This window comes from Dolichospermum sp. UHCC 0315A, assembly GCF_008121535.1.
Classification (GTDB): domain Bacteria; phylum Cyanobacteriota; class Cyanobacteriia; order Cyanobacteriales; family Nostocaceae; genus Dolichospermum; species Dolichospermum lemmermannii.
Genome location: NZ_CP043056.1, coordinates 4,914,890 through 4,939,000, shown reverse-complemented (window position 1 = coordinate 4,939,000; position 24,111 = coordinate 4,914,890). Strand labels below are relative to the sequence as shown.

The following is a 24,111-nucleotide window of genomic DNA, read 5'->3' as shown; positions in this document are numbered from 1 at the left end:
CGCTCTATTTAATAAATATGATTAATCTCAAGCATCTGGGTTATTTTGTAACCATTGTTCTAAATCAGTAACAGAAGAAAAATCTAACAGAGCCTCACCCAATAATTCTAATTTATCAATTGTTAATCTACGAATTGAGTCAATCAAGGATAATTCAATTTCACCAACTCGCCGATTTATTTGTCGTATAATTAGCTGTTGCTCTCCCCGTTCCATAGCTAGTTGTTCTGTTGGGCTAATTAAAGGCATTTTTCTTTCCTCCTCGAAATGTTTAATTTTAGTAACCAATCCTGCTTGTAATTGTTTAGGTAAAGTCATCATTGTGTCGATGATTTTAAATAACTTAATAACTTTCTCTTTTGTGAAGCCCCGGTCATAAAGTCCTCTAATTAATATCCATTTCCATTTCTCCCTTTCTGCTAAATTACTGGTGGTGGCTTTAGTCTTTAAATGTGCCATGACTATGATAGCAAAGGGATTATCGCTCCTTTCTAGTTCATCCCACTTTGATTCATAATCAAGGATTTTAGCTATGGGGAATTTTAAATTTAATTCACAATCCAACATAGCTCTATTATAACTATTTGGTCGCCAACTAGGACTTGTATCACCTAAAATTGCTACACTTACTACAAATTGGTGATAAAGGTCGAAGGCTCAGTAATTATAAATGTACATCCGTTCTTCAAAGTTGACATCATATTGACTCTGAATTTCTATGTGGATTAAAATCCATACTTGAGTTTGATCTAATAACCAAACTTTATACAGTTTATCGGTAATTCGGTTTTTGGTTTCTCCTGAAGCTGTAATTTCTTGCAGTTCTTTATCTAAAGATTCAGGGGTTTTTGTCCAATCTATTGCTTGATGGGCTACAGGAAAGAAAAATGCTAGGAAGCTTTCAAAATATTCGTTTAATGCTTCTTTCCATGATTGATCATAATTTGCTGTTACTTCACTCATTTTATCTCTATATTAGAGGGTGTTTGAAAAGTTATGGTTGATGTATCAAATATTTTTTACCCCACCCTAACCCTCCCCTTGTAAAGGGGAGGGAACTGGATTTTTATTGTTTCCCCCCTTTACAAGGGGGGACTAAGGGGGGTAGTAATGTGATGAAAATTACGGAATACCACTTTTCAAACATCCTCTTACAAAGAAGGGAACAGGTAACGGATAGTATGTTAATTTTGTGTGTTTTGGAGCGATGCCTGCGGCGAGCAAAGCTATCGCCATTTCTAATGTGATCATTTATTTCTCCTGTAACTTCAAATTATTTCTATTTTAGACCCAAACAAGCGATTCCTAGGTCGCGCTTCGCTATCGCTCCCCCATATTCCCAAAAGGCGAACTGACAAGTTAGGACTTGTGCGATACCTGCGGCAAACGGAGCGATCGCCATGCTAACGCAGAGTCTCTGTTTATACGGATTTACTAAAAATGTATTCTGTCACCAGCTAATTTAAATACAACATATTCTCATGTCAACCTACTCAGGTAAGATTTTCGAGGAAAAATTTTCAATATCTAACTTTTGGTAGATGCCAGACTTTTGTATACTCAATATTATCTTTTTGCTACAGCTACGCGCGAAAAGCAGTTAATTACCATATATTTTTATGACATCTACACCTGTCAATAGTTCTCTTACCGATAATTTGTATCTAAATCAGGCTTTATTACCAGTATTAGAACAGGTAGAACTGCATCTAAAGGATTTTGCGAACAGTGAAGAGTTTATTGCAAAGATGCGATAGCGTAAGTGCTGCTGCAAGCAGTTCGCCCTGTTAATAGGTTCCAGTGTTTAGCCTTGACAAAAATCATAAATGACTGAGAAAATAATTCGCAACGTGTGAAAGTTGACCGATCTATCTGAGGTAGTTATGAGCCTGATGAATAATGATTCTGCTGTCAAATTAATTTCTAGTCAACTTGGTGCTTTTGCGAGTCAGGATAATTTTTGGAGTCTATTTGATGTTGCTTTTGGAAAGGATTATAACCAAGCGGTAGCTCGGAGATTAAAGTCGCAATGGCAAGCGGGTGATTTTAGTCAGTTTCCGAAGGTAGCGGTTGTTAGTAGCAGCATTTTGGTTAATGCGAATGGGGCTTATGCTGCTAGCACGAATACAATTTATTTGGCAGATGCTTTTGTTGACAGTGCGTCACCTAATAACTTGATTTCGGTTTTATTGGAGGAATATGGACATTTCGTAGATGCTCAGATTAATCAAATAGATAGTGCAGGTGATGAGGGTGCAATTTTTGCGTCGTTGGTGATGGGGGAGAATTTAAGCCAGTTGCAATTATCACAACTTATGTCAGAGGATGATAGTGCCACAATTTTGTTGAACGGTCAAACAATTCAAATTGAAAAGAGTGGCACTCCTGGATTTACTATAATTCCTCTTACTTCTTTAGTCACTACTGAGGCTGGAGGTACTGCTAAAGTTAGCGTGCAACTTAATACTCAGCCGACTGATAGTGTTACTATTCCTCTCAGAAGCGATAACGTAAAAGAAGGAGTTTTGGATAAATCCTCTCTAACTTTTACTCCAACCAATTGGAATGTTGCTCAAGTTCTTACTATTACAGGTGTTGATGATCAAACTAGTGATGGGGATATTGCCTACAATATTATTTCTGATCCAGTAATTAGTAATGATCTAATTTATAGAGAGTTAGGAAAGAATTCTGGTGTTTATAGCTTCATTAATCAAGATAATGAAGTTAATGGAAATTTAATTATCTTTAATCCTATCACTCCTCTGGTTACTACAGAATCTGGTGGCACTGCTAAATTTAGCGTCTCGCTTGGAAGACAACCAAGCAGTAATGTCACAATTCCTGTGATAATTAGTAATATAAAGGAAGGGATTTTGGATAAATCATCTCTAACTTTTACTTCAACTAATTGGAATGTTCCTCAAGTCCTTACGGTTACAGGTGTTGACGATCTGATTGATGATAGTGATGTTTCCTACAATCTTGACGTTAGTCCAGCCGTAAGTAATGACCCTAGCTATCAAGGGTTAGTGCCTGCATACTATGGGGCAAAAATCACAAATAATGATGATGATCAAACTGGAATTTCAGTAACTCCTCTTACGCCTTTGGTTGTAACTGAAGATGGTGGTACAGCACAATTTACTCTGCGACTCAATAGCCAACCTGTTTCTCCCGTCAAAGTGGAGCTCTCATTAAATAGAAGTTTGGGAATTCTAGACAATTATACTCTAATTTTTACGTCAGAAAATTGGAATCAACCTCAACCTGTAACAGTTACAGGTGTGTTAGATGATGTAGTTGAAGGAGGTGACTACCCATCCACTATTTCTATTTCTGCTGTAAATCAAGATTATGAATTAGCTCGTGCAGAAGGGCGTTATGTGAGTAATTCTCCTAATGGAGATGGCTACGGGATTGGAGCAGTGTCAACTGTAGTAAATGTATTAAAGAAGTCTATCGTCTACCAATACGTCCCTTTCACTGGAGGTTATGTATCTCAGCTTCGTCAAGACAATAACTTTGCTAATACTTTGTCTGTGCCTGGCACTTCTGGGAATGATCGTTTTTATTCATACACAGGTTATATTGATAATCAATTTATACAAATAAATAAACTTTTTGGTCAAGGTGGTAGTGATTGGCTATCAGGAAGTTTTAGTAGTGAAAATCCCGATGAACTGTATGGTCAAGAAGGTAACGATTATCTAATTGGTGGCTCTGGAGATAAATTATTTGGAGGTACAGGTAATGACTTTTATAAAGTCTTTTATAGTAACGTTATTGTTAGTGATGATAGCGGTATTGACACAGTTATTTTTTACGTTGAGAATTACACTCTCCCTCCAACTATTGAAAACTTGGAATTAAGTTATCACGTATTTAATGGTATTGGTAATGACCTTAACAACTACATTATAGGCAACGATCAGGGTAATTCTCTATTTGGACGAGGTGGGAATGACACCATTGATGGAAAAAGTGGTAATGATACTATTGATGGTGGGGATGGTGATGATACTATTGATGGAAAAAGTGGTAATGATACTATTGATGGCGGGGATGGTGATGATACTATTGTAGGTGGATATGATGATGACATTCTTAAGGGAGGTGTGGGAAATGATGTTCTCTATGGTCGTCGTTCACTGGAAAACTCCGCAAGGGAAAACGATATTCTAGAAGGAGGAGAAGGTGATGATATTCTCTATGGGCAAGGTGGAAATGACAAGCTTTATGGAGGTGATGGAAATGACAAGCTTTATGGAGGAGAAGGTGATGATATTTTAGAGGGTGGGTCTGGCAATGACATTCTCTATGATTTATTTGGTAAAAATAGTCTTAAAGGTGGTCTAGGAGATGATGAATATACTTTAGGTGTTACTAACATATCTTTTGGCACTACACCTGAGGGAAACACTATAGATGATGAAGGTGGTACGAATGACACCCTTAAATTTCTTACCCTAGAAAACCTAGAAGGACTCTTCACTTGGGATTTAACATCTTATACGCCCCGCAATAGCAGTTTTTCCCAATCTGCAAATCGCAATCTTTTTGGCGTTAAAGCAGACGACACAACTTTGTGGGTTGATACTAATCAAGATAACGTAATTGATGCTAACAACGATCTAGAGATCAAAAACTATTATAAAAAAATTGTCGATGCAGAAGGTAAAGTTTCCTACTCAATTGGGGTTGGTTATATTGAGAACATGAAATTCGTTGTCGAGGAGGATAAAGAGCCTCCTGATACAAAGCCATTACTCATTAAAGCTATTAATGGGAAGTTTAATGATAATGATGGCGATGGAACTTGGAACGCAAATGGAACAATTTTAATTGGTAGACAGGACGGCATTGAACAAATGCTTACAGTTGATGATGCCAATGCTGAAATTAGCCAACAAAGCATCAAATTTACGAATGGAACTGTTTACTCTTCGATTTTTCAGATTCCTACACCTTTGTTTACAGGTAACTTCACTATACCCATCGGTACATCAGCCACGTCAGCATTTCAAGAAATTTCTTCTTTACCTAATGAATTTAGCCCTGCTGGACTAGATCTCAGCTTATCTAAATTCAATCTTGCCAAAAATCAGATCGAGTTACAAGGAAAAGTAACACTACCAATAAATTTTGACAGTGTTGTAATAGATATAACAGGAGGTAATAATTTTGTTATTGCAGAAGATGGTTTTGGACTAACTGGAGCAAATATTCAACTTCCAAATACTAATTTTGCCTACGAAAATATTGTTAAAATTCAGGCTACTAATTTAAGTCTTGGATGGGAAAAAGACTTTTTCAAAATCCAAGGATCTGTTGAAGGTAGTAGCCCATTTCTAAGAAATGCCAAATTCAACGCAGACTTTAGTGGTAATAATTACATCAAAATTAGTGATAATGGTTCTAATGAGAGTCGTGTCGATGTAATTGGAAGTCTGGCAGTTGAAAATTTATCATTAGGAAAATGGGGGATAAATCAAGCATCAGTTTTTATCAATACTGTTGATGGTAATATCACAGGAACTGCTGATGTCAAACTCCCTTGGGGATTGATTAGTGGGTTAAAAGGAACACTTGGTTTTCAGAAAAGTCAAGCTACATGGGAATTAGATTCAGCAGCAATAGATATATCTGGTGATTTTCCTCTTCCAATTTTGCCAGTAGTATCCCTCACAAAACTCGGTGGTAAAGTTAGCAATCTAAGTGAGAATGCTACATCCCCCATTATTTTTGAGGGGAATGCTACATTAGATGTTAAACCTTCAGCCAAATTAACAACTGTTTTACCTGATTGGGTTGGCAAGCAATTTACTGTCAATTCGGTTGCTACATTTACTGGTGGTAGCAAGATTGATGAAAATAGCCTTAAAATGAATGGCACAGCCGATATTCTTGCTGGATTACTTGCCCAGGTAAAAGTCACAGATTTAGACATTGATTGGAATAAACTTTCTTTAACTTCTAAAGTTGATGCAAGTATTCTCAATGGTCTTGTAAGTTTAAACGGTGGTCTTTCCGCTGATTCCAATTTCAATTTCACTGCGTTTGGTGAAGGGCAAGTAACACTTCCTAGTACTACATTCTTTAAATTATTTGGATTAGATGGGAAAGAAATTTTATCCGCAGGTATTGGCGTAAAGTATATCAACAATGATATTTTTTCTGATGACAGTGTAGCTGGGTGGGGTAGCGCAGGGTTTTTAGACAAAAAAGTAGGCTTTAGAGTTTTCTTGGATGGAAAAACCGACATTATTGGAGCCAAAGAGATTGAATCATATAAGCCCACAACGGTTCCAGCAGAAGGATCTATCCCCCTTGACATAACTGCCAATAACAATCAAGGCAATTTACCCGATGACTCCACCCTTTATCAAATTTTAGAATCAGCATTGCCAAATGCTTATAGCTATCTCCAACAGTTTGCTACATCATCAGAGTTCGTTACTACAATGAATCTGGCATTTGATAGTAATTGGAACAAAACAGTAGGTTATCAAATAGCTCAAACTTGGGCTGTAGGAAACTTTGATAATATCCCCATTATTAAGATGATTTCTGCGGCTAACATTGGCGGTGCTAATGCCGCTTTTGCTGACTCGACTAACACTATTTACATTGCCAAAGAATATCTTGCATATCACTCCTCAAATTTAGATAGTCTTACTGATGTTCTATTGGAAGAAATCGGTCACTGGGTAGATGCTCAAGTCAACTCTATTGATACACTCGGAGACGAAGGAGCCATATTATCCAACCTGTTGCGCCATCAAACTTTGAGTAATCAGCAATTTGCACAACTTAAGGCGGAAGATGATACATTAACTATTACTCTAGATGGTATAAATACCCAGCTTAATCTCAATTCTTCTCAACAAGATTCTTTCTCAATTGCCTCCAATACCCCTTGGTTTTTATTGGCTATCAATTGGGAAAATGGAACTAGTAATGTCCCATTTGAAATACAAGCCCCAGATGGCAAAATTTACACTGAAGCCGACTTGATTGGTAGTCAAACAATTTCTATAGTTAATGAGCTAAGTAGTTCAACTCGTAAGGTTCTTAGGATTGACAATCCAGACGCTGGAATTTGGAAAATTAAGCTTCCTGATACTACTAACCTAGGCAAGGTTGGATTTTCTTCTCTAGGGGGGCTTGAAGCTCCGACGATAACAATTGGTAGTTTACAACAAGAGATAAATAGCTCTAACGTTGTTATTAATTACGACATCAACAATATTGATGCCAATGCCCAAATCAGTTTTTATTACGATGTTGATAATAATGGATTTAACGGCAATCTGATTGGAGTCGTAAATCCTCAGTCCGAAGGACTCGGAAAATATACATGGAATACACAGGGTGTAAATCTTGGTAATTACTATATTTATGCCTTAGTTTCCGATAATAACCGTATTCCTACCTCTGCCTATTCACTTAATGGAATCACGCTAACAAGTACACCATTTAACCATCCTCCAACATTACAGAACAAAATTCTAAAACAAACTGCCCCAGAAAATTCTGTCTTTAGTTTTACGATTCCAACTAACACCTTCAACGATATTGACGCTGGTGATGTTCTTACCTATTCTGCAACCTTAGAAAGTGGCAATGCCTTACCAAGTTGGTTAAGCTTTAATGCCACAACTCGCACCTTCTCTGGTACTCCCACGAATGACAACGTTGGTAGTTTAAACGTTAAAGCGATCGCTACAGATAAAGCCGGGGCAACAGTTAGTGATATCTTTACTGTCGCAGTCGAAAATCTTAATGATGCTCCGATTGTCAGTAATGCGATCGCAGATCAAAACGCCAAACAAGGAACTGCTTTCAATTTCCAAGTTCCCAGCAACACCTTCACCGATATTGACGCTGGTGATGTTCTTAGCTATTCTGCAACCTTAGACAATGGTGATGCTTTACCAAGTTGGTTAACCTTTAATTCCACAACTCGCACCTTCTCTGGTACTCCCACTAATGATAATGTAGGGAATTTGAATATTAAGGCGATCGCTACAGATAAAGTCGGGGAAAATGTTAGCGATATCTTTACTATTACAGTTGAAAATGTCAACGATGCACCAACATTAGCAAATGCGATCGCAGATCAAAATGCTAAACAAGGTAACGCTTTCAACTTCCAAATTCCCACTAATACCTTCACAGATATTGACGCTGGTGATGTTCTTGGTTATTCTGCAACATTAGAAAATGGTACTGCTTTACCAAGTTGGTTAACCTTTAATCCCACAACTCGCACCTTTAGCGGTACTCCAACTAATGATAATGTAAGTAGGTCGGCGTTAAAAAATCAATCTATGTAACGAAATATAAATTAACGAATACCTTATAAATAGGGTGTTTCACGGTTTTTACAAAACTAAACATATATCGATTTTATTGGGCCGACTTACTTAGGTAGTTTGAATGTTAAGGCGATCGCTACAGATAAAGCCGGGGCAACTGTTAGTGATATCTTTACGATTACAATTGAAAATGTCAACGATGCACCAACATTAGCAAATACAATTGCAGATCAAAACGCCAAACAAGGAACTGCTTTCAACTTCCAACTTCCCATCAATACCTTCACAGATATTGACGCTGGTGATATTCTCACATATTCAGCAACCTTAGAAAATGGTAATGCTTTACCAAGTTGGTTAACCTTTAATTCCACAACTCAGACCTTTAGCGGCACTCCAACTAATGATAATGTAGGGAATCTGAATGTTAAGGCGATCGCAACAGATAAAGCCGGCGCAACAGTCAGTGATATCTTTACGATTACCGTTGAAAATGTCAACGATGCGCCGGTTTTGAGTAATGCGATCGCAGATCAAAACGCGAAACAAGGAACTGTTTTCAATTTCCAAATTCCCACCAACACCTTCACAGATATTGATGCGGGTGATATTCTCACCTATTCAGCAACATTAGAAAATGGTAATGCTTTACCAAATTGGTTAACCTTCAATTCTACAACTCGGACTTTTAGCGGTACTCCCACTAATGATAATGTAGGGAATCTGAATGTTAAAGTAGCAGCTACAGATAAAACAGGAGCATCTGTTAATGATACGTTCACTATTAAGGTACAAAACGTGAATACCGCACCCATCCTCAAAAATCCACTTTTAGATCAAACAGTTAAGGTCAATTCTACCTTTACATTTACACTACCCAAAGATACCTTCTCCGATCCAGACGCAGTTAATCCCTATAAAAACCTCGTCATCTTTGGTGATAGCCTCTCAGATACAGGTAATGCCTACAAAGCATCCGGTAATACCTTTCCACCATCACCTAATTATCAAGGTCGTCTTTCTAATGGCTTAATTTGGGTTGATTACTTTGCCCCTGATTTACAATTTACAAACCCATCAATTCAAAATTACGCCTTTTTGGGCGCAAATACAGGAGTAAGTAATACTTTTGGGCAAATAACCGTACCTGGATTATTAACACAAATTCAGCAATTTAAAACTGTAAATACCAATTCCATCGGTAAAGATGGACTGTATGTAATTTGGGCTGGTGCTAATGATTTTCTGAATCTTGCCACAGATCCTACTCAGGCTGTGACTAATGCAGTTACTAATATTAGTAGTGCAATTACAACCTTAGCCGGATTAGGTGCTAAAGAAATTGTTGTTGGCAATTTATCAGACTTGGGTGCTACTCCTTTGAGTATTGCTAATAACAATGTAGCTAATGCCAGAGCAATTTCTATTGGTTTTAATGCAGCTTTAAATCAAGCTTTAACTAACTTAGAACCAGCCCTCAATGTTGATTTATCTTTAGTAGACATCTTTAGTTTGAGTACAGCATTTCAGACTAATCCTGCTAATTACAAATTCACGAATATTACTCAGCCGCTAATTACAGTCACTACGCCAGTTAACCCTGATCAATATGCTTTTTGGGACGATGTTCATCCCACAACCAGACTGCATCAGTTAGTAACAGATACATTTGAAAATACACTGCTTAATGATGCAGTAATTCCTGATTTAATTAAATATTCTGCCACGTTAGCTGATGGTAGTAATTTACCAGATTGGCTGAATTTCAACTCTACAACTCGCACCTTTAGTGGTACTCCCAACACAGGAAATGTCGGTAAATTAGATGTCAAGGTAATTGCGACAGATAAAGCCGGGGCAACTGTCAATGATATCTTTACTATCGCAGTCAACCAATCTACAACTGTAGGAACTCCAGGAGGTGATAAATTAATTGCCACTCCTGGTAGTCAATTCGATGGTCAGAACAATATTGTATTTACAGGTGCAGGTAAAGACGAGGTAGACCTTTCCACTGTATCTGCTTTTCCCAACTCAGGTAACAATATCGTTGATCTGGGTAGCGGTGAAGATACAATTTTTGTGAATAAAGGCGATCGCGCTTTTGGTAGCGATGGTAATGATACCTTTGATGCGAGAGATGGTCAAGGTGGCAACCGCATATCTGGTGGTGTGGGTGATGATACCTTCTACTTAGGTAGCAATGACCGGGCTTTGGGTGGTGATGGTAAAGATATCTTCAGAGTTGGTCTTGGTGGTGGTAACTTAATTTCCGGTGGTGCTGGCGCTGACCAATTCTGGATTGTCAATGCTGAATTACCCTCTTCGGCTAATACCGTGCTTGACTTCCAACTGGGGACTGATGTGATTGGGATTAGTGGTGCTGTCAGTTTAGGTATTACCACATCCACACTCAAGTTAAATCAAGTTGGTGCAGATACTGCGATTGTCTTCAATAATCAAACTCTAGCTACTCTGACTGGAATTCAAGCCAGTAGTTTGAGTTTGACAGATCCTAAACAGTTTGTTTTTGCGTAATAAGCATTTAGGAGGTAGGGGTAAAGCAAGAGCTTTATTGGTGTCAACTTAACGCAAAATCTTGATCCCGCAAGGAACTCAAGTTCCTTGCTAATAGCGAAAGTCATCTAAAAGATGACTAAATACTAGGAAAATTCATTAGTCCGTTTTAACGGACTTGAGCTATGAGACAGGGAATTTATTCCCTGACGGGTTTTTGGCAGTGCGGGCATACTATGGCTAACGCCACGCTGCGCTATCGACAAGCTCAGTACAAGTCTTGCCCGCGTGAGCGAGACGCTCACACTACAGTCCATCATTTTTATCTTGACGAACTACTAGTATTAGCAGTTTTGACACTCTCAGTGTCTTTAGACACTGAGATTCTTTAATCAATGAGCCAACTTACAATTGCTGGATTACTCCAACAAAAACAGAGGTCGATTCTCCTAAAGCGTTAATGACCGTATCCCTACCGTACTCGATTTTTGTATTTCATTTTTCACCAAATTTAGCTTTCCTAAACTGCAATACTGTTAGGTATGACTACGCACTCAACCAAATTAGTTAAGTTTTTACGTTGTTTAGTTATACTTAAATTATGGAAATTTTAAAAGTATATCACACCTACTGTTACTAGTCAAGAGCTTGAGCGAATAAATTCGCCCGTGTCGCTTATATCTCAGCACTAAAGTGATGGTTCCTGAGCTTGTCGAAGGACTGAGCTTTACGCTTACCGAGTAATCTTGTAAAATACACCATCTTTTCCTAATCTCACCCTTTCCGACCGGCAAAGGAAAAAAATTCACAGAAATTTAACAATGTGTACCAATAATTTGGTAACTTAGTACATAGTCTGCAACAATTAGGGAAAAATTACGTTGAGTTACCATCCAGATGCCATTGCCGCCCACGGTGGAGAGTTAATTAACCGGGTTGCTTCCTCAGCACAAAGAGAAGTATTTCTCTCTAAGGCTGACTTTTTACCGCGTGTGGAACTTGATGAACGAGCAGTTTCTGATTTAGAAATGATTGCCATTGGTGGTTTTAGTCCTTTGACTGGTTTCATGAACCAAGCAGACTATAACCGAGTCGTCACCCAAATGCGGTTAGCTAACGGTATTGTCTGGTCAATTCCTATTACACTGTCCGTAACCGAAGAAGTAGCAGCCCCTCTACAAGCAGGCGGTTTGGTGCGTCTGGATAACCCCAGAGGCGAGTTTATTGGGGTATTGGAACTGACCGAGAAGTATACCTACGACAAACAACTAGAAGCCATCAATGTTTATCGCACTGATGATGCTAAACATCCTGGGGTGCAGGTAGTATATAACCAAGGTTCTATCAACCTAGCTGGTGATATCTGGTTATTACAACGGGACTCTCATCCCCATTTTCCCAGCTACCAAATTGATCCGGCTGCGTCACGGGAAATGTTTCGAGAAAAAGGCTGGAAAACAATTGTCGGTTTCCAAACTCGCAATCCTATCCACCGCGCCCATGAATATATTCAAAAGTGCGCCTTAGAAACTGTTGATGGTCTATTTTTGCACCCATTGGTAGGGGCAACTAAAGAAGATGACATCGCTGCTGATGTGCGGATGCGTTGTTATGAAATTTTACTAGAACATTATTACCCTGTAGATAGAGTAATTTTGGCAATTAACCCGGCAGCCATGCGTTATGCTGGGCCTAGAGAAGCCATTTTCCATGCTTTAGTGCGGAAAAATTACGGCTGTACACATTTTATTGTCGGACGTGATCATGCTGGTGTGGGTGACTACTACGGCACTTATGACGCTCAATATATCTTTGATGAATTCGCCCCTGAAGAGTTGGGAATTGTACCAATGAAGTTTGAACACGCTTTCTATTGCAAGCGCACCAAACAAATGGCCACAACGAAAACCAGTCCTAGCAAACCAGAGGAACGGGTTCATCTGTCGGGAACAAAGGTACGGGAAATGTTACGTCGGGGTGAGTTACCACCACCGGAATTTTCTCGTCCAGAAGTTGCGGCTGAGTTAACCCGGGCTATGCGGATTGCCCCTGTATTAGTTTAGGTTAAGATTAGAAACTTTACTCTACGGACTTTAGCCTTTAAGCTATTAGCTATTGGGCTGGAGTCTGACTGTTAATTATGAAACGGCGTAGGTTTTTACAACAAATTAGCGGCTTATTAGCGGCATTGGGGTTAGCTGAAACTGAGTGGTTGAGTTTGGGAAATCCCTATTACCAAGCTTTAGCACAATCTAACCAGCGGAAGTTGGCATTATTGATAGGGATTAATCAATATCCACAAAGTCCTGCCCTTGGTGGTTGTGTAACTGATGTGGAATTGCAAACAGAATTGTTAATTAATCGTTGTGGCTTTGCCGCGTCAGATATTCTGACTTTAACTGATGAACAAGCCAGCAGAAAATTTATTGAAAATGCTTTTTTAGATCACTTGGGTAAGCAAGCCAAACCTGGAGATGTGGTGATTTTCCATTTTTCTGGTTATGGGACTCGTGTTAATTTGGGAAATGAGCAGATCCCCGACTTCTTCAAGAAGTCGGGGATCTATAATGCCATAGTTCCTGTTGATGAGAATAATTTATTGGGGACAAATTCGAGAAACTATTTATTGGCAGAAACTCTGTTATTATTATTGCGATCGCTCCCAACAAATCAAGTTACAGCAATATTAGATACTAGCTACTATCATTCTAGTGAATTAAAACCCAGTGGTTTACGAATGCGTACCCGTCCAGAATTATCAACAGCAACTTTACAAATAGAAGAATTAGAATTTCTATCACAACTGAAAAATCATAAATCAGCTAATAATAATCCTCTGATGATCAATGCGACTTCAGAACTAAATCAGCAAGCCGGAGAATTTCTTTTCTCTAATTGGACCGCGGGATTATTAACTTATGCTTTAACTCAATATTTGTGGGAAACTATCCCAGCCAAAACAATCCCAGTTTTTCTTTCTGGTGTTGCTACTTCCATGTATCAGTTAGGTGGAAAACAACAACCAAGTCTAGTAAATGAGCCAAAAAAATCTCAAAATGCTTTAATTGTTGATTATTTTCCGATTGATAAATTGAGAAGTATTGGTGTAGTTCAAGCCATAGATGATGATGGCAAAACAGTCAAATTATGGTTAGGAGGATTACCTAATCAAGTTCTCACAAATTATGGCGTAAATTCTCGGTTAACTCTGGATACGGGAGAAGAGTTAGTGGTTAAATCACGAAGTGGGTTAATAGCTAAAGCCCAATTTACAAATAAAGAAATTACTACTTTACCTCAAGTTGGGCAAATAGTCCAAGAAGTTATTCGGGTATTACCTCGGAATATTCATGTTAATGTGGCTTTAGATCAGGGTTTGGAAAGAATTGAACGGGTAGATGCTACTAGTGTTTTTTCAGGAATTAACCGGATTGCTAATATTGCTACTGTAGAAGAAACTGCTGATTATGTGTTTGGTAAAGTTGCCCAAGTCCCCAGCCGTTATGGTCTTTTTTGCCTGGGTGGTGAATTGATTATTAATACGATAGGGGAAGTTGGAGAAGCGGTGAAGGTGGCAGTACAGCAATTAAAACCAAAATTTTCTACTCTGTTAGCATCAAAGTTGTGGCAGTTGACAGAAAATAAAGGTTCTTCGCGGTTACCTGTGAGGGCAACTTTAGAGATTGTTAACAACGTTTTACCCCGTGTTTTTATGGTGAGGGATACTTTGGGGACTGCAAGTATTGATAACACTTTGCAAACACCTGGCTATGAAGAAATAGCTATGCCGACAATTCCTGTGGGTAGTCGCTGGCAATATAAAATTGAAAATTTGAGCGATCGCCCGATATACTTAATTTTAGTGGGTTTAAATAATTATCAAGATGCCTTTGCTTTTTATCCTTGGGAAGTTTTCCTGCAGACAGATATTCCCCCCACCAAACCCCAATTAATAGAAGTTCTGATTCCTCCGGGTAAAACTGTCAAAATTCCAGAGAATCACCCGATAGCTGGCTGGTTACTGCCTACTCGTTATACTTTTTGTGAACACCAAATTATTCTGAGTACAGCACCATTTAAGGAAACTCTCACGGCATTAGCGATCGCTAAATATCCTACCACAGATCAACAGGCTATTAGTCCCATTGTCAACCCTTTAGAAGTTGCCCAAGCCATATTACAAGATTTACATAACGCTAGTAACGTTACAACTGACATCAATGATGCCTATGTTTTGGATGTGAATAATTGGGCAAGTTTGAACTTTAGTTTTCAGGTTGTTTAGAGAGTCACCGAGTTAGGAGCAGGGCTGTTTCATTCCCTAAAATAGGTAGAATTGCCAGGGTAGATGGGGAGAAAAATCATGAGTGCTGGTCTAATTGAACAATTGAAGCAGTACCATCGTATTCAACAATCCGACGTGTAGTCATGGGGGTAGACTTCAATAAACTGGTGGAAAAATTTCATGGCTGGGCAAAAAATTATGTTGATTTAGAAGAATCAGAACGGTGTGCTGGGGAGGTAGGGGAGAAATTTTCTTCTTTCTTCTTCGTCCTGAACTCCTGATAGCGAAGCGTGGCGTTAGCCATACTCCTGACTTCTATAAAAATTAAAATGCCGCCCAGTGTCAACTAGGCGGCGTTAATTTTTTCTCAATTTTCAGAATTGTTAAGAACTGTGAGGAATTCTTTCTATTTCCGCATAACCACTAAAAATCAATCTTTGACCTTCTGTTTCTAAACGATTTAGTCGCATTTTTACCCCATCTAAATCAAAGCGATCTAAATCAACCATATTATCCAAAATTTCTACCAATGCCAGACTTAAAGTCTGGGAAATTTCTCTTTGTGCTTCTGGAACTCCCTCAAGTTCAATCTTAGGTTCTTTGAAAGAAACCCGCCTTCTTCTTTCAATTCCGACACCAATGGTCATACTTAGGGGTATGAGTTCACCGTTGTTTAAATCGGCTTTAGCTACCAAATGCAAGCGATTTTCAGGTAATAACTTGACTTCAACTTCGGTAAAAGAAACTGGTTCACCACCAGATATGGCAATCAAAGTGGGTTCAGAAAGGTTCAGCAGCCGCTTTTTCACCAATTCCGACTCAAAAGCTCGATTAATGCCTTCTTCTGATAAAATCACCTGGGCTACTGCTTGGGTGGGTTGTTTGAGAGTAAGTTTGCCACTTAAAACCGAGCCGAAGTCAATGGCTACAGCGTCGGTTTCAAAGGACATTTCCTCAACTGCGAAATCTTTGCGAATTACTAAGCCGCGACCGTTCATTTTAAAGCTATCAATGCTGCCTTGCAACAGTTTGCTGGAGGGATAGCAGCGCACAAAGACTTCTACCGACTCGCTTTGGGTAAACAGGTGGCGAATCGTTTGGCTGGCGACTGTATTGAGCATTCGCTCTCCCCAATCGGTGCTTTTGGTATCTGTTAAACCAGTAAGTCCGGCGAACATTAGGTTTTAGTCTCTAGAAGTTCTTTATATTTTTGTAACAAATTGTGAACAATTATGCAAGCGATCCCCTGATTTAATCTACTAATGACTTAGAACAGGATAACTGATGGTTGATTGGTGATTGGTCATTGGTCATTGGTCATTGGTCATTGGGAAAATTCTTTCTCCCCCCCTACTTCCCCTACTTCCCCTACTTCCCCTACTTCCCCTACTTCCCCAACTCCCCCTACTTCCCCAACTCCCCCAACTCCCCCAACTCCCCCAACTCCCCCAACTCCCCCAACTCCCCCAACTCCCCCAACTCCCCCAACTCCCCCAACTCCCCCAACTCCCCCAACTCCCTATTGCCTATTGCTTTCCGTTGAGTCTGATAAATGTGAATTTGGTCTACTAAACCCCCAATACCAGGAATATCATCACCATAAAGTTGAAAACCTTTACCGACAGAATTAGTTAAAACTTCTGCACCTTTACCTTGATAATAAACAGGAACTGGACGATTACCATGATTTCCCCAACCATATTTAATCTGAGGATTAGAACCCCAAAAATGACCCGCTTTCATGGAATCAGATTCAGCAGTTAAAGCTTCTGCACTTTTTTCTTTGAGTAGTTCAGAAAAGTTGGGATTTAAAGTCAGATAATGATCATGATCAGCAGTAACAATCAACAGATTATTTTCCCAACCACCATTATTTTTAATCCAGTCAATTGTCGTTTTTACAGCTTTATCAAAATCCAATACTGTCCCAATCATATTATCTATATTATCATCATGGGCAGCCCAATCAATATCACCACCTTCTACCATTAACCAAAATCCATCTTTGTCTTTAGATAAAACTGCTAAAGCTGCTTTGGTTAAATCATTGAGTGTGGGATTTTCATTAATTTCTTTCGCAATAAAAGATTTATCGGTTTCTCCAGCAAGTAGAGGCCGAACTGTATCGGGGTTTTTTCCTTGAGAACCAAACAGGGAAAAGATACTCAAACCTGTATTACTGTAATCACCATTAGCGGTACTTACAGGGAGATTTCCCTCTTGTCCCCTAGCTCCATATAATCCTAACAAGCGATCGCCCATATTTGGATCTAATTTAGCCGCAGTAGTCCCTAACTTATCAGCCGCATCTTTTCCCCGTTCTAAAAATGTGTAGTTATAGCGGTTTTGATTGGGGTTTTTACTCAATTCTGCATAGGTCGTTTTAGTGATATATTCAAACTTAGTTGGCGGTTCTACACCCGTAGGCAGAGGTTGACTACTCGCACCTGTGAGAGGATGACCACCACCTAAAATTACCGTTGGTTGATATATGCGAAGTTCCTGCTGGAGAATATTATCCAAGGTTGGATAATCACCATCATATTTATTGCGACGATTCACGTTTGCTGCTGCTGCTCCCGGTGTAGCATGATCTACAGGAACAGAAGTCACAATCCCCGTAGATTTACCATGATCAGCCGCAGTTTTGAGAATGGTTTCTAAAGGTTTTTCAAATATATCAACGGAAATAGCATTGTTATAGCTTTTGACTCCTGTGTACAAAGTAGTCGCTGTATTGGCAGAATCAGGATAACTATACTTAATATACTCAGGATCATTACCAGGAGTCCAAGGATTTATTCCCCCACGTTGAGGATCATAACCCACTAAATTACCCACTGCATTAGGATTAAGATTTTTCCCCCCTCCAGATGGTTTATCGCCAGGATTAAATTGAGGTTGGAATTTAAACCCTGGTAGAATCGGACTAGCACCTGTAATCGGATTAGAGTTTGATAACGCAGAGTTACCCGTGCTGAAAACCCCATTACCAGGAGCAATGGTAGTACCATAGGTGGTAGCAAGGGCGTAATTATCCAGAGTTTGAAAACTCAGTCCTTCCCCCTTACCAGAAGTATAATTATATCCTTTAGCCATAGCCCCAGCGCGAGCCATTTCCCAGCCCATACCGTCCCCAATCATCAGAATGACGTTTTTGGTTTTAGTGACAGGTGTAGCGGGGCTAGAATGGTTAGTCAGAGTGATGAATATACCAACTACAATGATCAACACTGTAGTAAATAAACGGCGTTTAAATCGGAATTGTGAACTAGATTTAATTACCATTGGTAAAATGCCTGCTAGGAAATTGCTCTATGATGAGAGAATATTACAAAATGATCACAAAACTTTAAATTGACTCATCATGGCGAAAATTCAGTTTGCTAAAGGTATTGAAGAAACAGTAGTTCCAGATGTTCGGTTGACAAGAGCAAAACAAGGTGAAAGCGGTACGGCAACATTTATCTTCACCAATCCTGATATATTGGCGCAAGATGGCACAGATGAAGTTACTGGTTTATATTTGATTGACGAAGAAGGGGAAATCGTTATTCGTAACGTTCAGGGTAAATTTGTCAACGGTAAACCAGAATCTCTAGAAGCAATTTATGTGATGAATTCTAATGATGAGTGGGATCGTTTTATGCGCTTCATGAATCGTTATGCTGAGGACAATGGACTAGGATTGAGTAAGTCTTAATTAGTCAGTGGTCAGTAGGGGCGAAGCATTTGGAAGATAAATTGTCGGTCGTTGCAAAAAATAGTTCTCCAAATGCTTCGCCCGTACAGTTGTTAGTAGGGGCGAAGCATTTGGAAAATAAATTATCGGTCATTGCCAAAAATAGTTCTCCAAATGCTTCGCCCGTACAGTTGTTAGTAGGGGCGAAGCATTTGGAAGATAAATTATCGGTCATTGCCAAAAATAGTTCTCCAAATGCTTCGCCCGTACAGTGGTCAGTAGGGGCGAAGCATTTGGAAGATAAATTATCAGTCATTGCCAAAAATAGTTCTCCAAATGCTTCGCCCGTACAGTGGTCATTGGCTAAAATACATAACATCTATCATGGAATTTCAACCACACCCCAATACACAGCAAGTTTCTGTAAGTTGTGCGGTGATTACCGTCAGTGATACCCGTTCCGCTGAAACAGATAAAAGTGGTCAATTAATTAAAGAACTACTTTTAGCAGATGATCACACTGTGGCATTGTATCAGATTATCAAAGATGAACCTAAAGAAATTCAATCCCAAATGACAGCCTTGGGCGAAGATACTCGTATCAATGCCGTGATTTTTAATGGAGGAACGGGAATTGCTCCCAGGGATACTACTTATGATGCTTTAGAAAAGCTATTAGAAAAGACTTTACCGGGATTTGGGGAATTATTTCGGTTTTTAAGTTATCAAGAAATTGGTTCTCGCGCTATGGCTTCCCGCGCTGTCGCTGGCGTTTATCAAAGCAAAATCATTTTTTCTCTTCCTGGTTCTAGTAATGCTGTGCGATTGGGGATGGAAAAGTTGATTTTACCGGAATTGGTGCATTTGGTAAAACAATTAAATTTGCAGAATTAAACGAATCAGGATATCCAGGATTTAAGGATGTACAGGATGGGTATTTACTGTTATTTTAACATATTAATTGTCTGAATCAGGATGTCCAGGATGTAAGGATGTACAGGATGGGTATTTACTGTTATTTTAACATATTAATTGTCTGAATCAGGATATCCAGGATTTAAGGATGTACAGGATGGGTATTTACTGTTGTTTCAACATATTAATTGTCTGAATCAGGATGTAAGGATGTACAGGATTTTCATTATCTCAATATTGTCAAGATTATCCTTAACTACCCCTTGACAAATTTCTGAATTTAGCCTATCATTAAATTATAGTGGGAATCTGTGTCGCCATATATAGTCAGGTTATTAACAAGATCATAGAAAAACAGATATCAAACATTCCCAAAAACTCATCAACCCAACCATTATCAAACATCCTGTTAATCCTTAAATCCTGGACATTATCTCGACTTCGCTCGATAACCACCTGATTCTGACAAAATATTATTGTTGTCATGCAGAGCCTCCCGTGAGCATTCCCCAGCAGAGCCAGGGAACGCGGGAAAAATCACATCCTGTCAATCCTGAACTCGTTCCCAGACTCCGGCTGGGAATGGGAGTTTGAGGCTCTGCCTCAAATACAGTGAATATAATGGAGGCAGAGCCTCCTGTGGGCATTCCCCGGCAGAGCCAGGGAACGAGGGAAAGTCCGTTTTATTTGTGTGGAGAATGGCTATTTTTTAATATTGACAAGTGGGGCATTTTGCAAATACTTACCCACATTCAAATACTTACTATTTCCTGAACTTTGCCAAAGTAGTTCTGAACTTTTACCCTGGGCTATATTCACAAGTTGCTCTAAAACTAATCCTGGGTTACTATTATTTTTTAGGGTAAATAATTGATTGTTAGCATTACAAGTTTGTTCATCACTTGCCACAGCACAAACCACAGGATTACCTTGATTTTTACCCGTTGTCAAGCGATTTAAACGACCTGCTTCATAAAAATTCTGGAACTTTCTAGATACTTGTTGGCAACGTTTTTGGGGAGTCCAACCACCTTTGGCAAAATACTCGGATTTCCAACCAATAAACCGTATGTGACCTTGACGTTCAGGAACCCAAGCAATGGTAGCGGGAACTTTTTCACCACTGGCTGGATCAAATATTTCTTGACAGAAAAATGTGACTTGATTTGGTTGAGCAGAAGCATTATCTTGACTTAAACCAGGATTTATGCCCATGGTTAAGGTCAATGTTGTTAATCCTAAAAAGATGGAAAGTGATTGTAATTTCATGATTTTTGAGTCCTTAGTTAAAAAATTGATGTTGATTGCAAAAATGTAGGTTGGGTAGAGCAACAGCGAAACCCAACACAGTTAGAACCTTGTTGTTGAAGAATGTTGGGTTTCATTCTTCAACCCAACCTACTCATATTTAGAAATAGCCCGTAAACTATAATTACCAGTTTCCCCCCTTTCGGAAGAATTGGCAATTATTAAATAAATTCCATCTGCTGGTAAAGTGGCGACAATTCTAGCATTAAAATCACCTGCTCCTTTGTCATCATTTTCAGCAATTTTTTCAATCTTTTTCCCAGCGTCAGATTCAATAACTTGAGATAAGGTTAAGAATGGATTAATCTTCTGACTATCCATTTCAATCACAACTGTTTGACCTGCTTTACCTGAAAATATATAACCATTAGGACTGCCATTTAAACTACCATTAATTACTTGACCATCAAGGGAAATAGTTTCTACAGATGGTTCTTCGGCAGGGAGAGTGGAGATAGGAGAAACTTTTTTTTGTTTGATATCTGCTAAAAAAGATTTGACTTTTGCTCCTGGTTGAGAAAAGTTAATTCCAGTTCCTCCTGGTACAACCGCAACCTGATTACCAGCATCATCAAGAACTGGAGATACAGCTACACTGGTATTAACACCAATAACTTCCCCTTTAGTATTTAATAAAGGTCCGCCAGAGTTTCCAGGATTCAGAGTTGCAGTATGTTGAATAGTTCCGTCGGGACGAATGCGGCTAATATTTCCTTGAGTACAGGTATCGCGGTTATCAGCAGCCAAGGGACTACCAATAGCAAACACTGGATAACCTACTTTGGCTGTACTAGCAGCTAAACTCAGATGTGGTAAATTTTTACGATTTTGGATTTTTAAGGCTGCTAAATCAACTCCACCCCTAGCAAAACCGATTACATCGGCGGGTACTTGCCTACCATCCCGAAATACCACAGTGACAACGCTAGGACCACGATTAACTACATGAGCGTTGGTAATAATTAAACCATCTTGACTGACAAGGAAACCGCTACCATGTCCATTACCTTTAACAGTGACAACGGCAGCGCCTCCTTTCATGCAAACTCGATTTGCTTCTTCTGCTGGTGATGCTAATACAGTTTTAACGCTAGTCATACCCATGAGGGTACATATAGAAAAAAGCGTCAAAATACCATATCGGTACGATAGATGCTTCATGTTGGTTTAGATTCCCTGGTAACTTTACACCCAACCTACTGCCGTGTAAACTTCAAGCGTAACATTGCTTGTTACAGCAGCTTAGTAATTAGACGTAAGTAGGTCGGCGTTAAAAAATCAATCTATGTAACGAAATATAAATTAACGAATACCTTATAAATAGGGTGTTTCACGGTTTTTACAAAACTAAACATATATCGATTTTATTGGGCCGACTTACTTAAGTAGCAAATATTTTGTTTCTATCTGGCAAAATATCCCAATAATCCCCTGAATTTGCTCAACTCTTCAAGGATGTAAATGACAATTTGAGTATTGGGAATTGGGGTAATTTACGTTCTGGACAGAACCCCCAATCTCAAAACAAAAACAACCCCCAAATTTGGAGGTTGTGAATTTTTATTTGTGAAAAATCTGATGATTAAAACAAAACTGATTATTTTATGGACATAATACAAACGGAAGCTAGAAAAGCGGCGATCATATAAAACACAGCCACTACTTGCAATTCTGACCAACCAGTTAATTCTAAATGATGATGTAAAGGAGCCATTTTAAATAATCGCTTACCTTTGCCATCTGGTCCTTTTGTAGCTTTATAATAACCAACTTGTGCCATCACAGAGAGAGTTTCGACAAAGAAGATACCACTCAGGATAAATAGCGCTACTAAAGTATTAGTTAACAGTGCAACCGCAGCTAAAGCGCCACCCAGGGCTAAAGAACCGGTGTCACCCATGAAAACACTAGCCGGGTTGCGATTGTAGGCTAAAAAGCCCAAGCAGCTACCGCTGACAGCAGCACAGAAAACCATTAAGTCGGGAGAAGTTGGGGCAATGATCACACCTAATGCGAAAATAGCGATCGCCACTGTTCCCGCCGCCAAACCATCAATCCCATCTGTTAAATTAGTAGCATTGCTCTGGGCAACCAGGACAAATCCGGCTACAGGCCAGAACAACAGTCCTAAAGGTAAGGATAAACCCACCCAAGGTACATGGATATTAGTTATACTAAAATCACCCTTAAATACCAACCACGCACAAAATACCGCCCCAAAGATAACTTGCAAAGCCAACTTCATCTTTGGAGAAATTCCTTTGTTAGACTTCCGACGCAAAATTTGCCAGTCGTCTATCCAGCCAATTAAGCCGTAGCTGAGTGTTAAAGCCGAAACCGCCAGCACATTTTCTGAAAAATCGGATAATATACAAGCAATTATCACCGCTACAGGGATAAAAAATATACCCCCCATAGTTGGTGTTCCCGCCTTTTTGAGATGTGCCTGGGGTCCATCCTCCCGGATGATTTGCCCGGTTTTGAGCGTTTGTAGCAGAGGGATTACCCACTGTCCCAAAATCGCCACACCCACAGCAGATAATAAAAGAGGTAGGGTGAGGGAAGTAGTAGCCCATGGGGTTCTATTTCCCATCCAATCTGAAATCAAGGCTGTCGTACTGAGTAGCAAGGCCAGCAAGGAGGCTAACCCAATTCCCGAAAAATTCAAACTTTGATTAGGAGATAATTTAGCGTCCACAAAAAAAATTCCCTTCACTCCACACTTTAAAAAAACCTCAACAAAATAATCCAAACCGGTTTTGGTTACTAGTTCACAAGATCCTGCGGTACTAGTCCTCGTCAGCAATTACATCATCGTCATCATCATAGTCAGTATCACCAATTCCGTCGTCCACGCCCAGAAAATCGGATATTACTTCTACATCTTCCCGCGAGTCGGTTTCGTGGATATCACGGGCTATCAATCTGCCACTCAGCCGCAACCAGTCCAACATGGAGGACTCTTGTTTTAAGGGAATAACTGATGCTCGTTGGTTTCGGGGAGCTTCGCGGAGGGGAGAATCTAACATATTAACAATCACACACAAGGGTTTATATAACTAGACACTAAGAGGATGTTTGAA

At 39.4% G+C, this 24,111-nt stretch carries 15 protein-coding genes and 1 pseudogene; 8 read left to right on the top strand and 8 right to left on the bottom strand.

Features of this window, described 5'->3' with window-relative positions; all coding sequences use genetic code 11:
* Positions 1–27: 27 nt before the first annotated feature.
* Positions 28–963: pseudogene (locus tag BMF77_RS29100) on the bottom strand (DUF4351 domain-containing protein).
* Positions 964–1,619: 656 nt separating this feature from the next.
* On the opposite strand from BMF77_RS29100, the gene BMF77_RS27005 reads away from it, so the two are divergent.
* From BMF77_RS27005 to BMF77_RS23365, 5 genes are all read left to right on the top strand, one after another.
* Positions 1,620–1,757: a hypothetical protein gene (locus tag BMF77_RS27005; RefSeq protein ID WP_168204482.1), complete on the top strand. Its 138-nt coding sequence runs from the start codon at positions 1,620–1,622 to the stop codon at positions 1,755–1,757.
* Positions 1,758–1,892: 135 nt separating this feature from the next.
* A complete protein-coding gene (locus BMF77_RS23380; RefSeq protein WP_148766229.1) occupies positions 1,893–8,339 on the top strand; it encodes a putative Ig domain-containing protein in 6,447 nt (2,148 codons plus the stop codon).
* A gap of 99 nt (positions 8,340–8,438) precedes the next feature.
* Positions 8,439–10,859, top strand: coding sequence for a putative Ig domain-containing protein (locus tag BMF77_RS23375; RefSeq protein WP_148766227.1), 2,421 nt, complete (start codon positions 8,439–8,441; stop codon positions 10,857–10,859).
* A gap of 860 nt (positions 10,860–11,719) precedes the next feature.
* On the top strand, positions 11,720–12,901 hold the full coding sequence (gene sat, locus BMF77_RS23370; protein ID WP_148766225.1) for a sulfate adenylyltransferase: 1,182 nt from the start codon (positions 11,720–11,722) through the stop codon (positions 12,899–12,901).
* Positions 12,902–12,978: 77 nt separating this feature from the next.
* The gene (locus tag BMF77_RS23365) at positions 12,979–15,123 is read left to right on the top strand and encodes a caspase family protein (protein ID WP_148766223.1); all 2,145 of its coding nucleotides are present in this window, start codon (positions 12,979–12,981) and stop codon (positions 15,121–15,123) included.
* A 383-nt stretch (positions 15,124–15,506) separates the two neighbouring features.
* Here the strand turns inward: BMF77_RS23365 and BMF77_RS23360 are convergent, their stop codons facing one another.
* Both BMF77_RS23360 and BMF77_RS23350 read right to left on the bottom strand, forming a co-directional pair.
* Entirely contained in the window at positions 15,507–16,301 is a 795-nt protein-coding gene (locus tag BMF77_RS23360; RefSeq protein ID WP_148766221.1) for a DUF2993 domain-containing protein, read from the bottom strand.
* A gap of 226 nt (positions 16,302–16,527) precedes the next feature.
* Positions 16,528–18,411, bottom strand: a complete 1,884-nt coding sequence (locus BMF77_RS23350; RefSeq protein WP_246863010.1) for an alkaline phosphatase — start codon at positions 18,409–18,411, stop codon at positions 16,528–16,530.
* Between the two features lie 79 nt (positions 18,412–18,490).
* Here BMF77_RS23350 and psb28 point away from each other — a divergent pair, with 79 nt between their 5' ends.
* Genes psb28 through BMF77_RS23335 form a run of 3 tightly spaced genes read left to right on the top strand, consistent with a single transcriptional unit; the run spans position 18,491 to position 19,699 of the window.
* The gene (psb28, locus tag BMF77_RS23345) at positions 18,491–18,826 is read left to right on the top strand and encodes a photosystem II reaction center protein Psb28 (RefSeq protein WP_015081114.1); all 336 of its coding nucleotides are present in this window, start codon (positions 18,491–18,493) and stop codon (positions 18,824–18,826) included.
* A gap of 29 nt (positions 18,827–18,855) precedes the next feature.
* Positions 18,856–19,257: a hypothetical protein gene (locus tag BMF77_RS23340; protein WP_246863009.1), complete on the top strand. Its 402-nt coding sequence runs from the start codon at positions 18,856–18,858 to the stop codon at positions 19,255–19,257.
* Positions 19,190–19,699 carry a molybdenum cofactor biosynthesis protein B gene (locus tag BMF77_RS23335; protein WP_148766219.1) on the top strand — a complete coding sequence of 170 codons (510 nt, stop codon included), beginning with the start codon at positions 19,190–19,192 and terminating at the stop codon, positions 19,697–19,699. The genes BMF77_RS23340 and BMF77_RS23335 overlap by 68 nt, the downstream gene beginning before the upstream one ends.
* 348 nt (positions 19,700–20,047) lie before the next feature.
* Here BMF77_RS23335 and BMF77_RS27480 read toward each other — a convergent pair whose 3' ends face one another.
* From BMF77_RS27480 to BMF77_RS23315, 5 genes are all read right to left on the bottom strand, one after another.
* Positions 20,048–20,206 carry a hypothetical protein gene (locus BMF77_RS27480; protein ID WP_210422255.1) on the bottom strand — a complete coding sequence of 53 codons (159 nt, stop codon included), beginning with the start codon at positions 20,204–20,206 and terminating at the stop codon, positions 20,048–20,050.
* 216 nt (positions 20,207–20,422) lie between these two features.
* Complete coding sequence (locus tag BMF77_RS23330; protein ID WP_148766217.1) at positions 20,423–20,989, bottom strand: COP23 domain-containing protein; 567 nt, start codon at positions 20,987–20,989, stop codon at positions 20,423–20,425.
* A 129-nt stretch (positions 20,990–21,118) separates the two neighbouring features.
* Positions 21,119–22,189 carry a S1C family serine protease gene (locus BMF77_RS23325; protein ID WP_148766215.1) on the bottom strand — a complete coding sequence of 357 codons (1,071 nt, stop codon included), beginning with the start codon at positions 22,187–22,189 and terminating at the stop codon, positions 21,119–21,121.
* A gap of 436 nt (positions 22,190–22,625) precedes the next feature.
* Positions 22,626–23,726, bottom strand: coding sequence for a phospho-N-acetylmuramoyl-pentapeptide-transferase (gene mraY, locus BMF77_RS23320; protein ID WP_148766213.1), 1,101 nt, complete (start codon positions 23,724–23,726; stop codon positions 22,626–22,628).
* Between the two features lie 91 nt (positions 23,727–23,817).
* The gene (locus BMF77_RS23315; RefSeq protein ID WP_148766211.1) at positions 23,818–24,057 is read right to left on the bottom strand and encodes a DUF3134 domain-containing protein; all 240 of its coding nucleotides are present in this window, start codon (positions 24,055–24,057) and stop codon (positions 23,818–23,820) included.
* Positions 24,058–24,111 lie beyond the last annotated feature (54 nt).